The organism is Micromonospora sp. NPDC005197 (assembly GCF_040608295.1).
GTDB lineage: Bacteria > Actinomycetota > Actinomycetes > Mycobacteriales > Micromonosporaceae > Micromonospora.
This window is the reverse complement of the sequence record NZ_JBEXHY010000059.1, coordinates 1-19685: the sequence shown is the minus strand read 5'-3', so window position 1 is coordinate 19685 and position 19685 is coordinate 1. Positions and strand designations below refer to the sequence as shown.

The 19685-nt window shown below is 69.0% G+C and carries 20 protein-coding genes and 1 pseudogene; 7 read left to right on the top strand and 14 right to left on the bottom strand.

What is annotated here, in order from left to right; genetic code table 11:
- Positions 1-11: 11 nt before the first annotated feature.
- Together ABZU46_RS19515 and ABZU46_RS19510 are read right to left on the bottom strand one after the other, a co-directional pair.
- Positions 12-950, bottom strand: a complete 939-nt coding sequence (locus ABZU46_RS19515; RefSeq protein ID WP_354859689.1) for a hypothetical protein — start codon at positions 948-950, stop codon at positions 12-14.
- Between the two features lie 59 nt (positions 951-1009).
- On the bottom strand, positions 1010-1474 hold the full coding sequence (locus ABZU46_RS19510) for a hypothetical protein (RefSeq protein WP_354859687.1): 465 nt from the start codon (positions 1472-1474) through the stop codon (positions 1010-1012).
- Positions 1475-1656: 182 nt separating this feature from the next.
- Between ABZU46_RS19510 and ABZU46_RS19505 the strand changes: the two genes are divergently transcribed.
- Both ABZU46_RS19505 and ABZU46_RS19500 read left to right on the top strand, forming a co-directional pair.
- Positions 1657-1899, top strand: a complete 243-nt coding sequence (locus ABZU46_RS19505; RefSeq protein ID WP_354859684.1) for a hypothetical protein — start codon at positions 1657-1659, stop codon at positions 1897-1899.
- Between the two features lie 728 nt (positions 1900-2627).
- Complete coding sequence (locus ABZU46_RS19500; RefSeq protein WP_354859720.1) at positions 2628-2813, top strand: hypothetical protein; 186 nt, start codon at positions 2628-2630, stop codon at positions 2811-2813.
- 98 nt (positions 2814-2911) lie between these two features.
- Here ABZU46_RS19500 and ABZU46_RS19495 read toward each other — a convergent pair whose 3' ends face one another.
- Positions 2912-3985 (bottom strand): alkene reductase, encoded by a 1074-nt coding sequence (locus ABZU46_RS19495; RefSeq protein WP_354859681.1) that lies wholly within the window; start codon positions 3983-3985, stop codon positions 2912-2914.
- Positions 3986-4202: 217 nt separating this feature from the next.
- Here ABZU46_RS19495 and ABZU46_RS19490 point away from each other — a divergent pair, with 217 nt between their 5' ends.
- The gene (locus ABZU46_RS19490; protein ID WP_354859679.1) at positions 4203-5111 is read left to right on the top strand and encodes an oxidoreductase; all 909 of its coding nucleotides are present in this window, start codon (positions 4203-4205) and stop codon (positions 5109-5111) included.
- 132 nt (positions 5112-5243) lie between these two features.
- On the opposite strand, the gene ABZU46_RS19485 is transcribed toward ABZU46_RS19490, so the two are convergent.
- Entirely contained in the window at positions 5244-5417 is a 174-nt protein-coding gene (locus ABZU46_RS19485; RefSeq protein ID WP_354859676.1) for a hypothetical protein, read from the bottom strand.
- 1 nt (position 5418) lies between these two features.
- Positions 5419-5637 carry an IS3 family transposase gene (locus tag ABZU46_RS19480; protein WP_354859714.1) on the bottom strand — a complete coding sequence of 73 codons (219 nt, stop codon included), beginning with the start codon at positions 5635-5637 and terminating at the stop codon, positions 5419-5421.
- Between the two features lie 548 nt (positions 5638-6185).
- On the opposite strand from ABZU46_RS19480, the gene ABZU46_RS19475 reads away from it, so the two are divergent.
- On the top strand, positions 6186-6926 hold the full coding sequence (locus ABZU46_RS19475; protein ID WP_354859675.1) for an MIP family channel protein: 741 nt from the start codon (positions 6186-6188) through the stop codon (positions 6924-6926).
- A gap of 324 nt (positions 6927-7250) precedes the next feature.
- The gene (locus tag ABZU46_RS19470; RefSeq protein ID WP_354859672.1) at positions 7251-7466 is read left to right on the top strand and encodes a hypothetical protein; all 216 of its coding nucleotides are present in this window, start codon (positions 7251-7253) and stop codon (positions 7464-7466) included.
- A gap of 9 nt (positions 7467-7475) precedes the next feature.
- On the opposite strand, the gene ABZU46_RS19465 is transcribed toward ABZU46_RS19470, so the two are convergent.
- The 7 genes and pseudogenes from ABZU46_RS19465 to ABZU46_RS19435 all read right to left on the bottom strand — a co-directional run.
- Complete coding sequence (locus tag ABZU46_RS19465; RefSeq protein WP_354859670.1) at positions 7476-10286, bottom strand: glycoside hydrolase N-terminal domain-containing protein; 2811 nt, start codon at positions 10284-10286, stop codon at positions 7476-7478.
- Between the two features lie 135 nt (positions 10287-10421).
- Positions 10422-13121 (bottom strand): RICIN domain-containing protein, encoded by a 2700-nt coding sequence (locus tag ABZU46_RS19460; protein ID WP_354859668.1) that lies wholly within the window; start codon positions 13119-13121, stop codon positions 10422-10424.
- A gap of 333 nt (positions 13122-13454) precedes the next feature.
- Positions 13455-14480 (bottom strand): hypothetical protein, encoded by a 1026-nt coding sequence (locus ABZU46_RS19455; protein ID WP_354859665.1) that lies wholly within the window; start codon positions 14478-14480, stop codon positions 13455-13457.
- Between the two features lie 26 nt (positions 14481-14506).
- The gene (locus ABZU46_RS19450) at positions 14507-14734 is read right to left on the bottom strand and encodes a hypothetical protein (protein ID WP_354859662.1); all 228 of its coding nucleotides are present in this window, start codon (positions 14732-14734) and stop codon (positions 14507-14509) included.
- A gap of 49 nt (positions 14735-14783) precedes the next feature.
- On the bottom strand, positions 14784-15197 hold the full coding sequence (locus ABZU46_RS19445; protein ID WP_354859660.1) for a tripartite tricarboxylate transporter permease: 414 nt from the start codon (positions 15195-15197) through the stop codon (positions 14784-14786).
- Complete coding sequence (locus ABZU46_RS19440; protein WP_354859658.1) at positions 15173-15433, bottom strand: hypothetical protein; 261 nt, start codon at positions 15431-15433, stop codon at positions 15173-15175. The genes ABZU46_RS19445 and ABZU46_RS19440 overlap by 25 nt, the downstream gene beginning before the upstream one ends.
- 134 nt (positions 15434-15567) lie before the next feature.
- Positions 15568-15822 (bottom strand): annotated as a pseudogene (locus ABZU46_RS19435) (RNA ligase RtcB family protein); the annotation flags it as partial.
- Between the two features lie 202 nt (positions 15823-16024).
- Here ABZU46_RS19435 and ABZU46_RS19430 point away from each other — a divergent pair.
- A complete protein-coding gene (locus ABZU46_RS19430) occupies positions 16025-16615 on the top strand; it encodes a hypothetical protein (protein ID WP_354859655.1) in 591 nt (196 codons plus the stop codon).
- A gap of 129 nt (positions 16616-16744) precedes the next feature.
- Here ABZU46_RS19430 and ABZU46_RS19425 read toward each other — a convergent pair whose 3' ends face one another.
- On the bottom strand, positions 16745-17044 hold the full coding sequence (locus tag ABZU46_RS19425) for a hypothetical protein (RefSeq protein WP_354859654.1): 300 nt from the start codon (positions 17042-17044) through the stop codon (positions 16745-16747).
- Complete coding sequence (locus tag ABZU46_RS19420; protein WP_354859651.1) at positions 17041-17508, bottom strand: hypothetical protein; 468 nt, start codon at positions 17506-17508, stop codon at positions 17041-17043. The genes ABZU46_RS19425 and ABZU46_RS19420 overlap by 4 nt, the downstream gene beginning before the upstream one ends.
- Positions 17509-18340: 832 nt before the next feature.
- Between ABZU46_RS19420 and ABZU46_RS19415 the strand changes: the two genes are divergently transcribed.
- On the top strand, positions 18341-19685 hold a 1345-nt coding region (locus ABZU46_RS19415), incomplete at its 3' end, for a hypothetical protein (protein WP_354859648.1).

Sequence of the window (19685 nt, the reverse complement as noted above, 5' to 3'; positions counted from 1 at the left end):
CAAAACTCGAATCAGTCGATCGGCGACGTGTCCAACACCCGCGCCGCGTTGCGTGCTCGCGTGCGCAGAAGCACGGACGCCGTTTCGACGTCGGATCCGTGCTCCGCGAGAATGTCATTCTCGAACTCGGCGATCAGATACCTGAGGACGCCGGTCAGATTGGTCTCGGTGCGGCAGGCGCGGTCAGTGACCACGACGGCGACCTCCTCGCTGGACGGCGGCGTGCTCGGCTGCGCACCCCGGGCGTTCCACCGTGGGTCGGAGGCCGCGGCGTCCGGATCGCGGTAGTGGTGGCCGTCCCGGGCCATGCACTCGCTCCACGCCCGCAGCACCGACCGGTAGCGCGCGTCGGCCATGGCTCGGTCCGCAGCCTGGCTCTCAAACCATTCGAAGGTGAGGTGTGGCTCCACGGTGGGGTCGACCGCGGCGAGGACGGGTCGCTCCGCGGTGCCGTTGATCTCACGCTCGGCGGCACCGTCGCAGCCTCCGGTAGGCACGGCCAACGCACCATGCGAGGCGGTCTGGCCGAAGTAGACCGCGGTCTGCTCGGCGGGGATCAGCAGGTGCCTCCTACCCCTTCGGGCGGCGGCGGACATGTCGTCGGCGAAACCTGGTGGGCCTACGTAGCCGAACTCGCGTACGTCGTACATTCCCTGCCAGTAGAGCTGCGTCGCGTGCACCGGATATTTCAGCGGCGACGCCTGGGGCACGTCCAGTCGCAGGCCGAACCCCGCCATGCACTTCTCGATCAGCTTGTAGAGCGCGCGCGACACCTGGACGCCACCCTCCGGTGAGAGCTCGTACCTGTCGAACGGCAGGCTGAGATCCACCGCCACGCCGGGCTCGTGGGATATCAGCGGCACGGATGGCACCTCCGCCTCGGGCGCGGAACAGCCCACCAGCAGGATGGCCGGCAGGGCCAGCGCCACAATGCGTCTCAGCCACGACATCGTCGCTCCCTCGAATCGGGGTGGCCTGCCCCGTACGGGACAGGGCAGGCCACCAACCACTACTTCCAGGTGGACGCGCCGCCGTAGTAGACGGTGCCGGAGCCCGGGTTGCGGCTGTACTTGGCCTGCACGATCGAGGTCTCCGTGTCCCGAACCCCGGCGGTGTAGTCCGGGGACCAGCCGGTGCTGCCGTCGCGCCGCCCACACTGGTAGAGGCTGTTGTTCGGGGTGTACTTCCAGATCAGCGCCACCAGGCCGCTGAACTCGGGGTTGTAGACCTTCGCCCAGGCGAACCAACGTCCGGAGTACTGGCCCTGGTTCACGCGGATGTAGGCGCCGCCCGCGCCCGGGATGGTGTACTGGGTGCCCGAGACGGCGGTGATGTTGCTGGCCAGGTTGGGATTGGACAGCCAGTTCCCGCAGAACGTCGGTTCGTCCGCCATCGCCGGCGGCGCTGCCGCGAAGGTGGCACCGGCTACCGCGAGAAGTCCCGCCATCACTATTGTCGCGAACCTTCTGCGCATCACTGCTCCCCTTCGTCGCAAACTTGCGGTGGTCGGGCTTAGCCCGCCGCCGTGACTGGGGAACAGTTTTGCCGCTGCCTGAGCCCTGGAGAGCTGTCCCGGACGACTCCGGACGGTCTCGGACGATCTCGAACGGAGTCCGGTGCCCGGACCCGGTCACCGCCGAGCTGGCCGCGGCCGGCGTGAAGACCGTGAAGAAGCCAAAGGAGTGGCCGCACAAGGGCCAGATGGTGCGCGTCGACCAGCTGGAGACGGCCGATGGCGAAAAGGCCGACCCGGAGGCGGTGAAGGCGCTCGACGGGTGCGCCGCCGTCATCGAGGAGCGGTGGGACTCGAAACGCATTCGTCGTTGCCGCATGGCCGACTGCCGTCAACGAAGATCGATCCGAGTGGCATCCCTGGGGGTGCCGGCGTGCCGTTGTTAGAACGGCTATCCCACGGGAAGCGCCCTGACCAGGCACTTCTGGCTGGTGACCTCTTCGGCTCCGCCGAAGAGGTCACCACCGTAGCTAGACTTGCGCGAGCTTCAGAGTTGCGCTGAGCGTCATCGGCGGTGGGGCAATGGGTGTGTCGCCCCCCGACACGACCCCCCTCGTTCACGGCCAGATTGTCGCAGCGGGGAGGGGCGCGCCGTTCCCTTGGTGACGGGTGTTTCGCTGATGGGGGAGCGGGACGCCGTGGACCTGGCGACGCCCGGTCGGCCCCCGTTTACCCCCCGAAAAACCCCGCCCGTGGTTGACAACCAGTGACAAGCAACGACCATCGCCTGAACGCGTCTGCGCAGCTCAGCGCCTATCCCTGACAACCGATGACAAGGTTGGGGTGGTTACGGATGGTAACAAGGGGTTTTGGCAACCAATGACAACTCCTGAGGGGACTCGACAAGAGGTTGTCTTGGGTTCAAGTCACTCGTTTCCCTGAGCGCTTGATGCGGGGTCGGCGCCGCGGAAGGCGCGTCGCGACGAGCTTGGGCGCAGCGCACTGCAGCGAGCGAACGCCGCGGCCCAGCTTAGATGGGCCGCCGGGAGGCGGTTCAGGTGCTGTACTGCCGACGTAGCGAGCAATCTCGGTGGGTCGTCTTCGAAGGTGGTTGAGGCTGGCCACCGCCGCATCTTTGGTCCACACAACCATGAGACTCAGCGGTGGCTGCTCCATGCCCACGGACAAAACCACACCCCCACAGCAGGTCAGAACGGATGTCCTGCTGGGAGTACTAGCTTTCCTGCCCGCCGTCAAACGGGCGGAGACCCGCCAGCGGAAGATCGGCGAGTTCGTCGCGATGCTCGCCCGGCAGGAGACGATCCACCCGCAGAAGGCCAGGCCCGCCATGTCGCCGTGATCGACCGCCGGCCGGGCCGGGCAGGGTGCCTCGGCCACCGCGCGGCGAACCGTCCGGGCCGGCGGTCACCGGCCGGCCCGGACGGTTCGCCGCCGGGCCTACTGCTCCAGCGTCGGGTAGTCGGTGTAGCCACGCGGGCCAGGCGTGTAGAAGGTGCTCTGGTCCGGCTCGTTCAGCGGCGCGCCGATCTCCCACCGGCGGGGCAGGTCCGGGTTGGCCAGGAAATTCCGGCCGACCGCGACCAGGTCGCCAAGGCCACCGTCGACGATGCGCTCCGCGTCCGCCCGGGTGGTCACCGAGGCGAAGCCGTCGTTGGCGATGAACGGACCCCCGAACCGGCGCCGCAGGTCGACGATCAGGTCGCTCGTCGGGTCGGCCAGGGCGTGCAGGTAGGCCAGGCCGAGCGGCGCGATCGCGTCGACCAGCGCGCCATAGGTGGCGGCCACGTCGGCCGCGTCCTCCTCCACCACGCCCTGGATGTTGTGCGAGGGCGAGATCCGGATGCCGACCCGGTCGGCGCCGACCGCCTCGACGACGGCCCGGGTCACCTCGATCACCAGCCGGGCGCGGGCCTCCGGGGAGCCGCCGTACCCGTCGGTCCGCAGGTTGCTCGACGGCGCCAGGAACTGGTGCAGCAGGTAGCCGTTGGCGGCGTGCAGCTCCACCCCGTCCAGGCCGGCATCGACGGCGTTGCGCGCCGCCCGGACGAACTCCTCGACGATCCCCGGCAGCTCGTCGCCGCGCAACTCCCGCGGCACCGGGTACGCCTTCATCCCGTCGCGGGTGAAGATCTCGCCCGGGGCGGCGATGGCACTGGGCGCCACCGACTCCAGGCCGCCCTTGTTGTCGGGGTGGCCGATCCGACCCACGTGCATCAGCTGCATGACGATCTTTCCGCCGCCCGCGTGCACGGCGTCGGCGACGGCCCGCCAGCCCTCGACCTGCTCGGCAGAGTGGATGCCCGGCGTGTCCGCGTAGCCCTGGCCGACGGCACTGGGCTGGGTGCCCTCGGTGATGATCAGGCCGGCCGAGGCGCGTTGGCCGTAGTAGGTCGCGGAGATCGCCTGCGGCACCTGACCCTCGCCCGCGCGGTTGCGCGTCAACGGTGCCATCACGATCCGGTTGGTCAGTTCCAGCTTGCCCAGGGTGAACGGGCTGAACAGGGCTGTCATCGTGTCTCCGCTTCGTCGTCGAACGGACGTCTTGGGTACGCTGGCGTCCCGGCACTGATCAACTGGATAGCTCGGCCGACGATTCCCGGACGCGCCGTGACGCACGTCTCGGACCCTGGCCCCGTCGGTCCCAGGATGGGTGGGACCTGGTTGCGCCCGCCCGAGGCGGGCACCGTACGAGGTGCCGGCGGGCGCTCCGACCGGCGGAGGAAGAACCATGATCGGCGACAAGCTGCCCGGTGGCACCTACCGGATGGGTGACCTCACCGTCACCCGGTTCGGCTACGGCGCCATGCAACTGGCCGGCCCTGGCGTCTTCGGGCCACCCAAGGACCGGGCCGCCGCCGTCGACGTGCTGCGCGCGGCCGTCGAGTTGGGCATCCGGCACATCGACACGTCGGACTACTGCGGCCCGTACGTCACCAACGAGAGCATCCGGGAGGCGCTCGCGCCGTACCCCGACGACCTGCACATCGTCACCAAGGTCGGTGCCCGCCGCGACGAGCAGGGCGGCTGGCCGCCAGCGCGGACGCCGGCCGAGCTCACCCAGCAGGTGCACGACAACCTGCGCCGCCTCGGCCTGGACGCGCTCGACGTGGTCAACCTGCGGGTCGGCGGCATGAACTCGCCCGAGCCGGGCTCGATCGCCGAGCAGTTCGGCACGCCCGCCGAGCTGCGCGAGCGGGGCCTGATTCGGCACCTGGGGCTGAGCACGGTCACCGCCGAGCAGCTCGCCGAGGCGCAGTCGATCGCCCCGGTGGTGTGCGTGCAGAACTTCTACAACCTGGCCAACCGGCACGACGACGAGCTGGTCGACGGCACCGCCCGGCAGGGCGTCGCCTTCGTGCCGTACTTCCCGCTGGGCGGCTTCTCCCGCTTGCAGTCGGACGTCCTGGAACGGGTCGCGGAGGGCCTCGGGAGCACGCCGATGTCCGTCGCGCTGGCGTGGCTGCTGCACCGCTCGCCGAACATCCTGCTCATCCCCGGCACGTCCTCGGTCGCGCACCTGCGAGAGAACATCGCCGGCGCGGCCCTGGACCTGCCCGCCGACGCGCTCGCCGCACTGGACGCGGTGCGGGTGATCCGGGCCGTACGGAGCACTTACCCGATGGATCGATGCTGTTGATCGGTTCGATCTTCCGGTTAGCGGTAGACGTGGCAAGGGTTGCCGATAAAGCCAAGGCGCACCGGGACCGCACGTCGCGGCATCCGGTCCCGGTACGGAATCGGTCTGTGGCCTCTCGTCGCACGGAGTTGACTAGCGCTTATTGGATCGAGCGGCGATGATGGCAGCGATGAGCATTGCTAGTCCTATCGCCCCGATGGCCAGTAGCACTTCCTCAACCGAGGACTGGTGCTCGGTGATGTCGGTGACCCACAACTGGTTCGGCCCGTTGCGGGTGAACTGCCGGTTGACCAGGTCGAGTGCCACGTCATCGCGTTTGGCTCGCCGCCATTTCGGCCGGCCCATGGCGCCCACCAGTCCGGCACGGCGAATGGGGCATCTCCACGGCACCGTGACCGACTACGATCCCTCGCCCCAGACGCAGCTCAGCGTGCACTCGTCGGGCACCGTAGTTGGCTCGCGACTGCTGATGGATCTCGGTAATCAGCCCGGTAAGCCAGGCGTGCCGCACCGCACGCGCCGACATCGGCCGGGTCAGCCACTCGTAGTAGCCCGACGTCGACACGTCGTCCACCCGACACGCCACCTCTACCGGAACGCCTTCGGCGGCCCTTCTTAAAACACAAGGTAACCAACCCCTCCGGCAAACCGGGGGAACCTCAGTCGCGGTGGTTTCGCCGCCTAAGCAGCCCGGCGTACGGGTCGCAGCAGGGTGAGAGCGCGGAGGGCGTCGGCTCGGGAGATGGGCTGGTCGTCGTCGGAACCACAAGGTCGGTGACCGGGCAGGTCCGTGAGTTTTGGCGGCTTAGCGTTCGATTGCCTGGGACAATGTCTGTATGCAGGGTTTCGAGCGTGCGGACCGCAATCAGCGAGGCAAGCCCACCGTGACGGATGAGCTGCGCGGCCTCAGGGCCACGATCTCGGCCGCCGATGGCCAGGGACCACCAGCTATCTGCTGGCGAAGATCAGCGACGTGACCATCGGCTTGTGGATCAGTGAATGTGAGCAGCAAACCAGCATCGCCACTTTGGTCCGATCCAGCTTCGGCCAAGGGACGGCCTGAGGAGGAAGAGCATGCCACCACGAGGAGAGGTCACCCCCACACGCCCCCAGGCAGTGGCGGGAGCCGCCGTCGCCGAGGTGGTGGGGACATTCATGCTCACCTTCTCCGGTACCGCCACCCTGCTTGCCACCCACAAGCTTCACCCCCTCGCGGGGATGAACGAGGTGGCCATCAGCCTGGCCTTCGCCCTGGGCACTGTGGCGGCCATCTACGTGTTCGCCACGGTCTCGGGCGCTCACATCAACCCGGCCGTCACCGTGGCCCTCGCCACGGTGAGGGAGTTTCCCTGGCGGATGGTACCGGTCTATATCGTCGCTCAGTTGATCGGCGGGACCTTGGCCGGGCTGATGAACTGGTTCATGTTCGGGAGTCGGCTCCGGACGGCCCTGGTCCTTGGAGCCACCAAGCCCGGCCCGGGCGTCGGGTGGGGCACGGCACTGTTCACCGAGATCGTGATCACTGCCGTGCTGTTGGTGGTCGTCATGGCCACCGCGGTTTATCATCGCTCTCCCGGAGGGGCGCTGCCCGCCGGGCTGGCCATCGCGTTCTGGATCGGGGCAGCGATCTTCCTGGCCCTTCCGGTCTCGGGAGGTTCGTTGAACCCGGCCCGGACCCTGGGCCCCGACATCGCCGCGGCCTCCTTCCCCTACTGGTGGGTGTACCTGGTCGGCCCGGTAGTGGGCGCGGTGGCCGGAGCAGTCTTGTGGAAGTTCGTCCTATCCAAGGGGCAGCTCGAACAGGTCACTCACTAACGACCTCGTGCACAGTTGGTGGCGCGATGATGAGCGCGTCTCGGCGAACGTAAGGTGCGGCGGGTAGTGCCCTACGCCGCCGGGTGGTGTTCTCGCTGCGGCCGGCGCGGGGATCCGGAACCCGGTGAACGCCGACTTCGGCGGCGACCAACGGCGACGACGGCTCGACAGCTGCACCCGTCAAGCGTGCCTGGGTCCCCGGACACGGGCAACGCAACAGGCCCGCTCACCGACACCGGACAGGGGCGAGGGCTTCCGGTCGTGCCGCCGGGGCCGGCGCCACTGCCGACGTTGCCTCCACCTGCGGGTCAGGCGCCCGATGGCGTGTTGTTCGACCTGGCGCGTCCCGATGCCGTCGGGCGGGTTACCGCCCGACCGCTGCTGCGCGCCCTGGGCTGGACTTCCGGCCTCGCCCTGCACGTCGACGTCGTGCACGCCGCCGTGCTCATCACCCCGACGCCAGACGGCGCGCACGTCGTGGGCGCCGGCCGGAAGTCTGGCGACCCATCGCCCCGGAGCCGCTGCGACCAGTGCCTCTGACCTCCCGCCTCAGGCATCAACGATCTGCCATTCCTGGCTGATCTCGCCGCTGACCGTTTGCTGGACCGCCATGGCGCCGTCCGCGGTGGAGCCGCCCTCGACCCCGACACACCAGCCATTGCTCACGTTGACGAACCGGTAGTACCCGCTGGTTGTCGCCGGGACGAGATTCCACCACTGGTTACGTCCGCCGTTGTCGGCCCATTGAACGAGTGCCGCGCCCTGGCCCGAGCCACCTGGACTGTCCAGGACTTTCCCGCTCCTGACACCGGACAGCCGGAATGAGCCATCGCTGTTGGGCAGCAGCCGCCACTGCTGGTTGGCCGCGCCAGTCCACGGCCACTGGATGACAGCTGCCCCGTCCGTGGTGGAGCCGCCGTTGACGTCCAACACCTTTGCGCTGCGCCGGTTGACCAGTCGAACGACGCCGCCGCCGGCGGCGGCTGGCAGACCTACGACAACCTGTATCTGTTGTCCGGCCGTCAACGAGATCACCCGGGCATGCGGGCCGAGCGGCGAGGGGGTGACCGTTGCGGAAGTGGTGATGGATGCCATCCCGCGCCGGCTGATGAGGGTAATCGCCTGGGTGATCGTTGAGGTGAGTGCCACGGTTACTGAGCGACCAGGCAGATCCCAGGAGAGGCTGTGAATGCGGACCTGGTTGCGTCCGCGGACCCCGGTGATGGTGCCCCTGGCGAGCTGGCCGGGCACGGCGGGCAGCAGCTCGAGGACGCCGGGCCTGGTGTAGACAAGCGCTTCGCTGAGCACGGCCGGCAGCGTGTTGGCCGCATCGGCGTTGTAGGTCTCCAGGTTCGGGTTGTGTGCTGTCATCAGCGACCGGAAGACCATGTTGTTGCCGATGATCTTCCGGAGGTTGTTGTAGACGCCGGCGGCGTCCTTCAGCCGAGCGGAGGCAAGGGCTCGATGCAGGCTGCCGTGCGCGGAGGTGTTCTCGTCACCGCGCAGCGCCAGGGCCCTGAGTGCGGCGGTGACCAGGCCGGGCGCCTCCTCGGGATTGATCTCGTGCAGGGGCCACGCGCCGTACAGGTGATGGACGTGCCGATGGTTGTAGCGATCCGTGAGTCCCGGCCAGGACCATTCGGCGAGGGCGCCGCTGCCGTTGACCGTGTAGGGCGGGATCCTCGCCAGCAGGGCCGTCCAGCGTGCGACACCTTGACCGGCACCCTGCTCGACACCGAGCGCGTTGGCAGCCTCGACAGCCGCCCGCAGGGCGTGTCTGCCGGCCTGGATGTCGCCGGTGGCGTTAATCGCCAGCAGGACGTTCGTGCTGGCCGGCGAGTTCTCCATCGAGAACGACGGCACGAACACCACCCGGCCGGCCGAATCGGTGCGGGTGAGGAAGTCCTCGTAGAACAGTGCTAGCTCCATCAGCGCCGGTCCCAGCTTTTCAGCCAGAAACGTCCGGTCCCCGGTGACCTGGTAATACTCCAGTAGCGGATAGAGCAGCCAGTCCGCGCCACCGGTCCAGCACTGGCCCGGGAAGCCGGGGTCGAAGTGCAGCATGTACCCGTACTCGCCGTCGGTTCGCGATGGGGCCAGGAAGCCGCGGGCGCCGTACAGGTTGCGAGCGTTCGTGCGCCAGTGAGCGAGCTGACCGAGGATCAGGTTGAAGTAGCCCTGCATGACATCGGTGAGGTCGAGAATGTTGCCGCCGGCGACCTGCAGGTTGATGTTGGCATCGGTGGTGAAATCGTCGGCCCAGGCGCCGTTCCAGGTGCCGGCCCAGATTCCGGTCAACCGCGGCGGCAGCACGCCGCTGGAGCTGATGAACAGGTAACGGCCGCTGTCGTAGAGGCGCTCCAGCAGGGCCACATCGATGGTGTTGCGATTGGCGTTCTGCCGGGCGATCAGCTCGGTGGTCGACAGCTGCCGGTCGGCGGCGGAGACGTTCAAGTCCAGGCGGGAGCGGTCGTACATCGCCGCGTGCAGGGTGACGTGCCGGGTCCGCAGCTCGGCATAGTCGGCGCGCACCGCGGCCAGCGCCGCGTGCAACGGCTTGCTGTCCCAGGCCGTGGGTGACTCGTAACGGTCGAGTTTGGTCAGCAGGAGGAGCCTGGTTGCCGCGGTGACGACGATTGTCGACCCGTTCGCGGCTACCGTGCCACCGCTGGCGACGATCCGGGTGACGCCCTCGAAACCGAACGCGCCCTGCCCGGACGGGTAGGTGCCGCGCAGGTTCAGGTAGCCGGAGCCGTCAATGACGCTGGCCAGGGTGGTGAAACGGACCGAGCCGGGGACGCCCGCGAGGGAAGTGTTGGCGCCCAGCGTCGCGTCGATCGATCGGCCGGATGCCGGGGTCAGTTCGTGTACGACGACGTTGTCGGCTCGGGAGGCGAAGGCGCAGCGGGTCCAGGTGCCGTTGCTGTCGGCCCAGGTGGAGGTGACCTCCCCGGTCCGGAAGTCGGTGATGCGGGCGTATCCGTTGGCCGTGGTCATGCCTGGCGTGCTGATCTGCAACTCGAAGCCGGGGTGGTAGGTCTGGGTCCAGCGCAGGCTCCAGCCAGCCGCGAAGTCCGTGTTGGCTCCGCCGTAGTTCCCGGCCAGCGCCTTGTCCCGCACGCCGGCCAGCCGCCCTGAGATTACTGGCGGGGTCACACCCCGGCTGCCGTTGGGCAGCACGAAGCGGTGGTAATTGAAGATTACCTTCTCGAGGGTCGGCGTTCCGTACAGGACGGCGCCGTACTCGCCGTTCCCGACGAGGAACCCGTCCGTCCAGTTTGTCGCTGCGGTCGCGTCGTAGATCCCGCGCTCGGGCAGCGTGACCTGAGGCGCAGCGGCGGCGGCCCGTCCGGTGCCCACGGCCGGGATCAGGGCCGCGGAGCCGGCGGTCAGCGCGGCGGTGGCGAGGAGGCGCCTACGGCTCACGGGTAGGTCTGTCATCAGAAGTTCCTCTCGACACCGAGGCTGGAGGGTTGTGCGTCATGTCGGCGCTGGTCAGGCGGGCACGAACTGCCACTGTTGGTTGGTCCCGCTGTTGGCGGTCCACTGCACGACCTGCGCGCCGTCACTTGTCGCTGCGGCGTAGACGTCGGCCACCAGTCCGCTGGCCTGGCTGACGATGGTGTAGTAGCCGTCACCAATGGGTCGCAGGTACCACGACTGGTTGGTGCCGCCATTCGCCGACCACTGCTGCAGTTGCAGGCCCGCCGTGGTGCTGCCGCCGTTGACGTCCAGCACCTTTCCGGAGGCGGTGTAGCGCAGGGTGTAGGCGTCCTGCGTGGTGCTGATCGTCCAGGTGGGGGTACCGCTCTGCTGGACCGCCTTGGCGCCGTCGGCGGTGGAGTTGCCGGCGATGGCGAGGGGCTTGCCGCTGTTGCGGTTGACGATGCGGTAGGTGCCGGGAGTGGGCCCGGTTCCGCCGCCTCCGCCGAGGTTCAGGTATTCGGCCGAGTCGGTGAAGAGGGTGCTGCCGGACTTGGCGGTCGACAGCTGCAGGTACACGCGGCTACCGGTGGCGGGGGTGGTGAAGGACACCGGCTGGGTGACCCGCGAGCCGAGTGGGATGGTCAGGCTGCTGTTGCCGGACGCGACGAGGGTGCCGGTCGGGCTGTCGAGTCGGGCGGTCCAGGCGAAGTCCACCGAGGTGTTGGTGAGGTCGTCGTTGAAGACGGTGATGTTGCGGGTCACCGTGGCGTTTCGGGTGTAGCTGGGTACCGCCTGCGGCAGCGGGAAGGTGCCGTTCGAGTCCGAGGCGCCGGAGGCGGACCAGTAGGGGAGGTCGACCGCGGCCACCGGGTTGAACGCCGCCTGCACGCGCTGGATCTGTGCGTTGCTCCACGGGTCGGTCAGATTGTCCGCGCCGTAGACCGGGCGAGTGCCCTCCTCCGTGGTGAAGTCGGTGGTTCGCACGCCCGGCACCACGCTGGCCCAGGCAGACAGCAGCGTGTAGGGGCGCAGGTCGCTGGCGTCCTTGCCGCGCTTGGCAGCAGTTGCGGTGGCGAACCACGTGAAGCCCTGCCTGGTGCTGCAGGCGGGCCAGATGTACTCGCCTTCGCCGTCCGGACGCCCGGAATTGCGATTCAGGGCCTCGCCGTACCGGCCGACACCGTCCAGGTAGTGCGCGAAGATGGCGAAGTTGGAGTAGTTCATGGCCGGGTACCGGCTGGCCGAGTCCGCGCCCGGAGCGGCGTCGATGCTGATCGGCCGGGTGCCGTCGTTGCCGTTCATCGCCGCGTACAGGTCCTGTTGGAACTGCTGCGAGTCGTTGTTGTTGAAGCTGGGCTCGTTGATCTGGCTCCAGCGGATGATCGCCGGATGGTTGCGGTCGCGCAGGGTCAGCGCACGAGCGTGGGCCACCATGTTGTTGCGTCCGGACACGAAGTCCTGGGCACCGCTGCGGATGGCGGTCTCGTCGATGACCATCAGGCCCATCTCGTCGGCCACGTCGAGCATGTACGGGCTGGCCGGTTCCATGTGCATGCGTACCACGTTGTAGTTGAGACGCTGGTAGTTGTTCACCGCCTCGGGCCAGCCGCCGTTGCCAGACGACGGCGGCAGGAAGCCGGGCAGGGTGTCGTACGCGTCGCCCTTCCCGCCGTAGTTGACCCGGTCGTAGTCGGCGCCCTGCAGGCTGTCGCCTCGGAAGTTCACCCGCACGCCGTTGAGGTAGTAGTACTCGCCGTTCTGCGTGCTCTCCCGGAACCCGAAGCGGTACGTGGCGTCACTGGTGCGGCCGTCGTCAACGGTGGCGTGGATCGCCAGGCGGTGCAGTTGGGGCCGGTATCCGGACCGGTACGGCACATTGGGCCACCAGTACGAGGTGGTGCCGAGGTCCCACGCCACGGGGCCCACCGTGACCTTCGCCGTCGAACGGGCCGCCACCGTCACGGTCCGCTGCGGCAGCTGCGGGTAGCTGAAAGAGCCCGCGCCGTCGGACGCGAGCGACCCGCTGAGGGTGACCGTTCTGGTCGCGGCCGAGGAGTTGGTTACCGACACGTCGTAGCTGAGGGTGCGGTTCGCCACCGAGGTACGGACGAACGCGTCGCTGACATACACCGCCGGGTACACCCGCAGGGACGCGGACCGGTAGATGCCCTGCGGTATCGCCTCGGACCAGTCGGCCGCCACCGGGACCAGGTACTTGCCGTCGGACGACTTCAACGCACCGCGGCCCTTCACCTGCACGCTGATCGTATGGGTGGTGCCCGGTGCGGCGTAGCTACTGATGTCGAAGTTCGACGGGGTGAACGCCGTCGTCTGGGTCGCGACCACGCGGCCGTCGACGGAGAGTGTCGCCTGGTGGTTGACGGCGCCGAACTCGATCCAGGTCGACTGCGGCTGCCCCGAGTCCGGCACGGTGATGCTGCGCGAGTACACCGCCTCGTTCACGTCGGTGAAGCCCTGTTTGTACCAGCCGCCACCGGGCACCGTGATCGAGGTCGTTCCCCGACCCGAGGGCGTGAAGCTCCACGTTCCGCTCAGATCGACCGAGGCGATCGCGGCGTTACCGGCCGCCACGCCGTCAGGTCCGGCGGCCGCGACGCTCTGCGTCGTGACGGGCGCGGCCAGGGCCAACCCGGAGGTCGCCAGGGTCAGGCCGCCCAGCGTCAGGGTCAGGCCGAGCGCCACGGTCGCGGCCAACCCTCTGGCCCACGCCGACAATCGGCCACCCCAGCGGACGTTCGTACGATGCACGGTAACCTCCTGCGACTCGCCCGACAGCCGTATGACTCCGAGCCATGGCGTATGTGCCGGCCGTGGTCGAATCGATTCGACGATGCGCCGACGTCGTCGACCGCCCGGGAGGGTAAACACAGTCGACACGTAGATGTGATTAACCGGCAACACGGGTACTTGAGTCAAGGATTTGGACTCATCTATCTTATGCCGAAGTCTGAAACTCCATCAATCCCGACTAAAGCCGCAGCAAAGGTAGGACGAAAGACCCGTCGGTGCCACCGTCGACGCACCGGCCTCCGACTGAGGCGCCTGCGGGATGATTACGTCCGGCGCCATGGTCAGCGGACGTCATCGGCCGGGCGACGGAGCCTGCCGGCAGAGCCGGCGGTACTCGGCGGTCACCACGGCGAGCAGGAAGAGGTCCACCGCGAGCGCGGAGAGCGCCCCGAACTGGTTGACGGTGAAACTGAAGATCTGCCCGAACAGCAGGTCCACCAGGAGCGCGAGCTTGAACAGCCGGAAGGCCCGCACCCGGTCGCGGGGCAGCAGCGACGCCCCACGGATGCTGAGCACCACGGTGATCAGCGCCGAGGCCGAGATCCCCAGCACCGCGCGCCATTCCCGCTGGTGGTCGAGCTGGCCGGTGACCGCGTCCAGAAAGACGTTCCCCACGACCACGAACGGCTCGCCGACCAGATAGAGCACCACCAGCGCCACCACCCACCGCTGGGTGGTCAGCCAGACCACGGCCCGGCGGCCCCACCTGAGCCACGGCTGCCAGAACCGGGAGCCGGCTGGCTCGCGTCGAGGCACCGCGTCGAGCAGCCGGGCCACTCCCTCCTCGACGTCCGGACCGCACCCACGGACCAGCCGGGCGACCGCCGCGCGACGATCATCGGTGAGGCCGGTGCGGAGCCCACCAACCACCCCGTACAGGGCGTTCGCCGTACGCTCGGGGCCGGAGAGCCGGGCCCGCCCCCGGAGGGCCTGAGTGATCACCACCAGCAGGGCGAAGGCGCCGTAGATGATGCCGGCGGCCGGGGCGTAGAAGTAGTCGGTTCCGGCGGTGACGAACTTGCCCACCTCGTCGATGAACAGCCCGAACCCGATCCCGCCCAGAACCGCGCCGAGGATCCGCGCCGCGCTACCGAGGAAGACCAGCGCGACCCCCAGGCCGGCGGTCATCAGGACACCACCCCAGAGCACGTGCGCGATGTGCAGCCCACCTTCGCCGAGTTGCGGATAGCCGGCCGCCTGGAGGAACGCGCGGGTGACCAGCACCGTGACCGCGCCGGAGAGGACGAACGCCTGCAGGTACGACGGCGCCTCCAGCACCCGGAGCGGCCTCGACCAGCGGGACGGACGGGCGGGCATGGTCCCGACGCTAGCGGTGCTGTCCGTCACCCCGGGCCGGTTCCGCCGGGAAGGCCGCCGGCCTCGGCACCCCTGCCTCTGCCTGCCCCCTGGCGAACTTGCCGGAAGGTGACCGAGTACCGCAGCTCCGGCACCGGCGGGATGCTGTGCTGCCAGTTGGAGCGGGCGGCCCCGCACAGCACGTACGCCGACCGTAGCGCCAGCTCCACCTCGTACACCCGGCGTTTCTCGGCCGTGCCGCGTTGAAAGCGCATCAGACAGGCGGAGCCCAGCGACAGGCCGACCACGGTCGGCCCCGGCCGCTCATCTCGGCATCAGCCTTCCCCGAACTCCGCTCACGACGAAGCGGCGGAGTACCGGCCAGAGCACTACCACCAGAATTGTGGCGTAGATGGTCCAGGAGACCCAGCCGCCGATCAGGCCGTGCAGCTCGCCACCGGAGAGCTGCAACGCCCGCCGGCCCTGCAACTCGGCACGTGGACCGAGAATCACCCCGACGATCAGCGGCAGGATCGGCAGCCCGAAACGGCGCATCCCGAACCCGAGTAGGCCGAGGGTGAGCAGCAGGAACAGGTCGAACGGCTGGGCGTTGACCGCGTACGCGCCCATCGAGGCGAAGAAGAGAATGCCGGCGTAGAGGTACGGTCGCGGGATCCGCAGCAGCCGCGCCCACGCGGGCGCGAGCGGCAGGTTCAACACCAGCAGCAGGTTGCCCACGAAGAGGCTGCGCTGGAGGCGAGCCGGTGATCGACGTACTGGTGGTCGACGACGACTTCATGGTGGCCCGAATCCATCGTGGCTTCGTCGAGCGGATCGACGGCGGCGCGCGCCTGCTCCAGTTCGCCGGCCTCCAGCAGGGCCAGGTCGAGCAGGTCGTGGCTGCAGTCGAACCAGGACAGCACGGCCAGCGACTCGCGGTCCTCCCGGTTTTTGATCAATTCTCGCTGCATCATGGTCAGTCCACACAACCATCCATGATCGACGGCGGCTGCCCTCAGTCCCGCATCGCATCCAACCGCAGCGCAGCCAAGGTCAACAACCCCGGCTGGAGTACTAACCGCAGCACGTCTCGGTGTGTCTTTACAGCTTCGGCCAGGTCGTGACACTGGTTGACGGTCGGCTCGGTGGGCTCGGCAGACAGTGCGTGGGCGACCCGGGCGGTCATCAGCCGCCGGTTGAGCGATCCCCAGCGTACGGCGGCGCCGTGCATCGCCAGATAGGCGACGGGATCGGGAGTGGGGCCCACGCTCTGGACCTCGGTGTGCGCCCGCAGGATCCGCTCGCCCAGTCCGCGACCACCGTGGACGACGAGGAGGAGGTCGTCGGCGGCGAACCGGAGCCTACGGTGCGCGGCAAGCGAGTTTCGGCCGCACGGTCGCCGCGAGCCGCACCGGTTCGCCGGACAACGAGGGGCGCCTGGTCGATACACTGACGCCCGTCGATCGGGCCAGACCGGAGGATCCATGGGGAAGTTACCACGAGGGGAAACGTCCGTCCCACCAGTGCCGGCACCTGGAGGGCGACAGGGGCACCGGGCAGGGGTGTTGCCGGCCGTCATCACTGGTGTTTTCACCATCGTGGCCGCCGTCATCGCCGGTGTGTTCGCCCTCGTCACCCCTCCGGATAATGCCTCGGCACCCAAGGTGGACACCGCTAGCCCGTCGGCAGGTTTGCCGGCCGGTCCCAGAGCGGGAACCGTCAGCGGAAGCTCCGCTCCCTCCGATCCGGGTGGGGCACCTTTCTCCTCGACGGACAAGGTTCGCTGGGCGCATCCGGTGCGGATGACCTTTGTCGACCTCGACTCGGTCCCGGCCCAGGTGCTGAGCGGCAACGACAAGGCGAGCGTCTGGGTCAACTACGGCACCTCGGAAAACGTGCTCTACGGCCTCAACGGCGGCTTTTTTACCACGAAGCCCAGCATCGCCGCCTGGCAGGAAGCGCCGCGGCCCACCCGCCAGCAGTGCGCCGACCTCATCTCCACGCAGGGGACCGAAACGCTCCCGATCGCCGACGACAGCCGCTTCTGCGTCAGGACGGCGGCGGATCGACTCGCCTACCTCGCCGTCAAGAAGTTCGACCGGGCGAGCGGCACGTATCTGGCCGACGTGACGGTCTGGGAGACCCCCGAGAGGTAGCCATAGCGCCGGGATACGACCCAGAGGGTAATGCGTCTCGTCGGCCACGAGCGTGCGCTGAGGGGCCTACCAGGTCTGCTCGCCCACGGGGGCCGGAACGTCGGGCCGCCGGGTACCCGGTAGGTGCGCTCAGGGGAGCAGAATCGGGTCGCCGAGGCCGATGCCGGGCAGACCGCCGCCGTTATTGCCGCCAGCGACGTCGACGCCCGCCTGTAACGGGCTTTTTAGTTTTCCCGGGGCGTACAACTGGATCCGCAATCGCGAGATGCCGGCCACGCTGATGTTGATCGATGCGGGGTTCCCGGGCGTGATGGTATACGTCTTGGGCGGGTGCCGGTCCAGCGTGATGTCGATTCGGTACTTGCCGGTGCTGGTGTCCAGGACGGCCGCCGTGGTTCTGAATCGGCTGAATTTCTTACCCAGAGTCACTCGCGTACTTGCGGAGAAGATCCGTCGCAGTAGAGCGAGCATTGATAGATGAGTGCGTGGCCGTACGCCGTGCCGTTGATTTCCACCGTGCCGGGCTCGTCGAGGTCGATGCTGCTGTTGGTGTCTCCGTCGACGGCGGGCAAGTCGAGCAGGGAGGTCGCCATCACCGGAGGTGGTTCCGTGGTCGCCGGCGTAGATGGCGTCGCCTGCGTCGATGTCGCGCTGGCAGGTGGGGTGGTCGATCCCCGTGGGATCGCCCGACCCGCGTCCTGGGGGGGAGTGCCGGCATCCGGTTGGGACCGAAGCTGCGCTACCGCCTGGATACCGCCGAAGACAACGAGAGCCACGATCAACGCGGCCACGTAGCGTCTCATGCGATGGGCTTTGTCCACCACGGCGTCGGCGATGACGCCGGCTATCGCGCCGCCAGCGAACGCCGCAATGGCCGCCACGAATGTCAACATAACTCCAGTGTGCATTGCCACCAGCCGGGTGCAGTGGTCGACCCGGACGACGGCCTGGGGTCTGTGGTCGACCCTGTTCGACGCCTACAGTCGTGTCATGCGAAGGAGGGTGACACTCGCACGGCCGGCCGCGTCCACATCCACGTCGACGCTGCCGCAGTGGGCACCGCCGTGTTCGCCGGATCACCGCGGTGGGCCCGGACGCCGCAAGCGGTCGAAGTAGGACCCAGGGCCCCGGCAAAGTCGCGGCGTGTCCGGCTTGATGGGGTTGGCATGACAGCTCGGATGATCCTCGATCTTCCTCTACGCCTTGTTGATCGTCCGAAGCGAACCTGCCCGCCCTGTCATCATCGCTGATCTCGTCTGTGTCCAGCGCGCCGGATGTCACCGTGCCCGAAACCGCTGCTGGACTGCCCCGGCGGGAGTGAAAGTCAGCCTCATGGAGCCCAGACACAAGATGAGTCGATCGCAGAGGCTGGGGCGCGGGGCGTACGCGTCCAACCACCGACTCAGGCCGCGCAACCACTCCCGGCCTGGCCAGAGCGCCACATCCGGCCGCTTGGGCAGCAGCGCCTTGTCGAGGTCCGCCTCGTCGCGCCGGAAAGACCTGTCCTTACCTGGTCCTGGGACGTGCCGGGCTCCGGGGAGAAGACGGTCGAGGATCGTGGGCCAGACGGTGAACAGTCGCTGGCTCGGGTTGATACCTGCTTCTCTACCTCCCCGTGACGGCGGCCCGCCGGCCCGGGCGCGATCACCGTTGAACCGCCGGCGGCCAGGTCCGTAGTGAGCCGGGACGGCAGGATGAGGTGTCGGTGGAGAGGGAGGGCGACGGGTGCGGATGCGGTGGGCCGTTCAGGCGGTGCTGGTGCTGGTCGGGATCTGGCTGGTGCCGACCGGTCCGGCGCATGCCGCGCCGACGGAGACCGGTCGGTACTACGTGGTCGGCCCGCCGGTCGACGGGCAACGGGAATACCTTTATGCCATAGCGTTGCGTACGCTCGGCAACGGCAACCGGTACCGGGAGATCGTTGACCTCAACACCGGTCGGGCCCAGCCGGATGGTGAGACGTTCACCGACGGCCTGGTGCTCAACCCGGGCTGGGTGCTCGTCCTGCCCCCGGACGCCAAGGGCCAGGGGGTACGCATCGGCCCGCTGCCCCGGCCCCGGGCCCGCCCCACCCCGCCGGTGACCAGGACGCCGCCCGCCCAGCGGTCCGCCCCGGCGCCCACCACGGCCGCGCCGCCCCGTATCACGGCCGCGCCGAGCAGTGTGCCGCCGTCCGCGCCCGCCCGGCCTCCGGCCACCACGGAGGTCGCCGCGCCCCGGCGGCAGGAACCCACGACCCCGGCCGGCCTCGACCCGCTGGTGATCCGGGTCGGCGCGGGCGTCCTGTCGGTGCTGCTCGCGGTGGCGGCGATCGTGCTGCTGCGACCGGGCCGCTCCGGTCGTGGCCTGCCGGTGGCCGGCGACGACGGTCCGTGGCCGCCTGAGCGGCACCACACGCCCGCTCCCGCCGACGCCGCGAGGGCGCCGCTTGCCGCGCCGGCCACGGACATGCCCGCGACACCGGACGGGCTTCCCGCGAACGCGCCGTCCTCGACGGACGGAGCAGCCACCTCATTCCTTCAGGACGACACGACGGCGTCCGGCCCGGCGAACGAGGCGCCGCAGCCGTCCCCGGTGGAGGCGTCGTCCGTGGCCACGCGAACCCGGCCGGCCTCCGTAGCCGAGTCGCCTGGGCCCTCCGCCGCGACCGCTGGGACCGGACGATCGGTGGGCGGACGGGTCGTCCAGGCCTGCGACAACGAGCGGCGCGCCACGCCGGCGGAGGCGGACGTGGCGCGTCCGGCCGGCACGCCGGCCCGGATGGAGGCCTCGACGGATGTGCCGCGCCCGCCGCTGCCGGCCGGGGACGAGGCGCCGTACCTCACCGCCGACCTGGACACCGACGTCGGCCCGGCCCGGGTCCGGCTGGTCGGCGTGGCGGCCGGGCGCGGCGCGCCGCCGTACGCCTGGTTGGGTCCGGGGGAGGTGGCGCCGCCGGCGGTGCTGCCGCTGGTGCTGGGACGCAGTGGGCCGTGGCGGCTGCACGTGGATCTCGCCCGGGTGCCGGACGTGTTCACGCTCGTCGGTCCGGTGGCGGTCTGCGGCCGCGCGGCCGCAGCCCTGGCCGGAG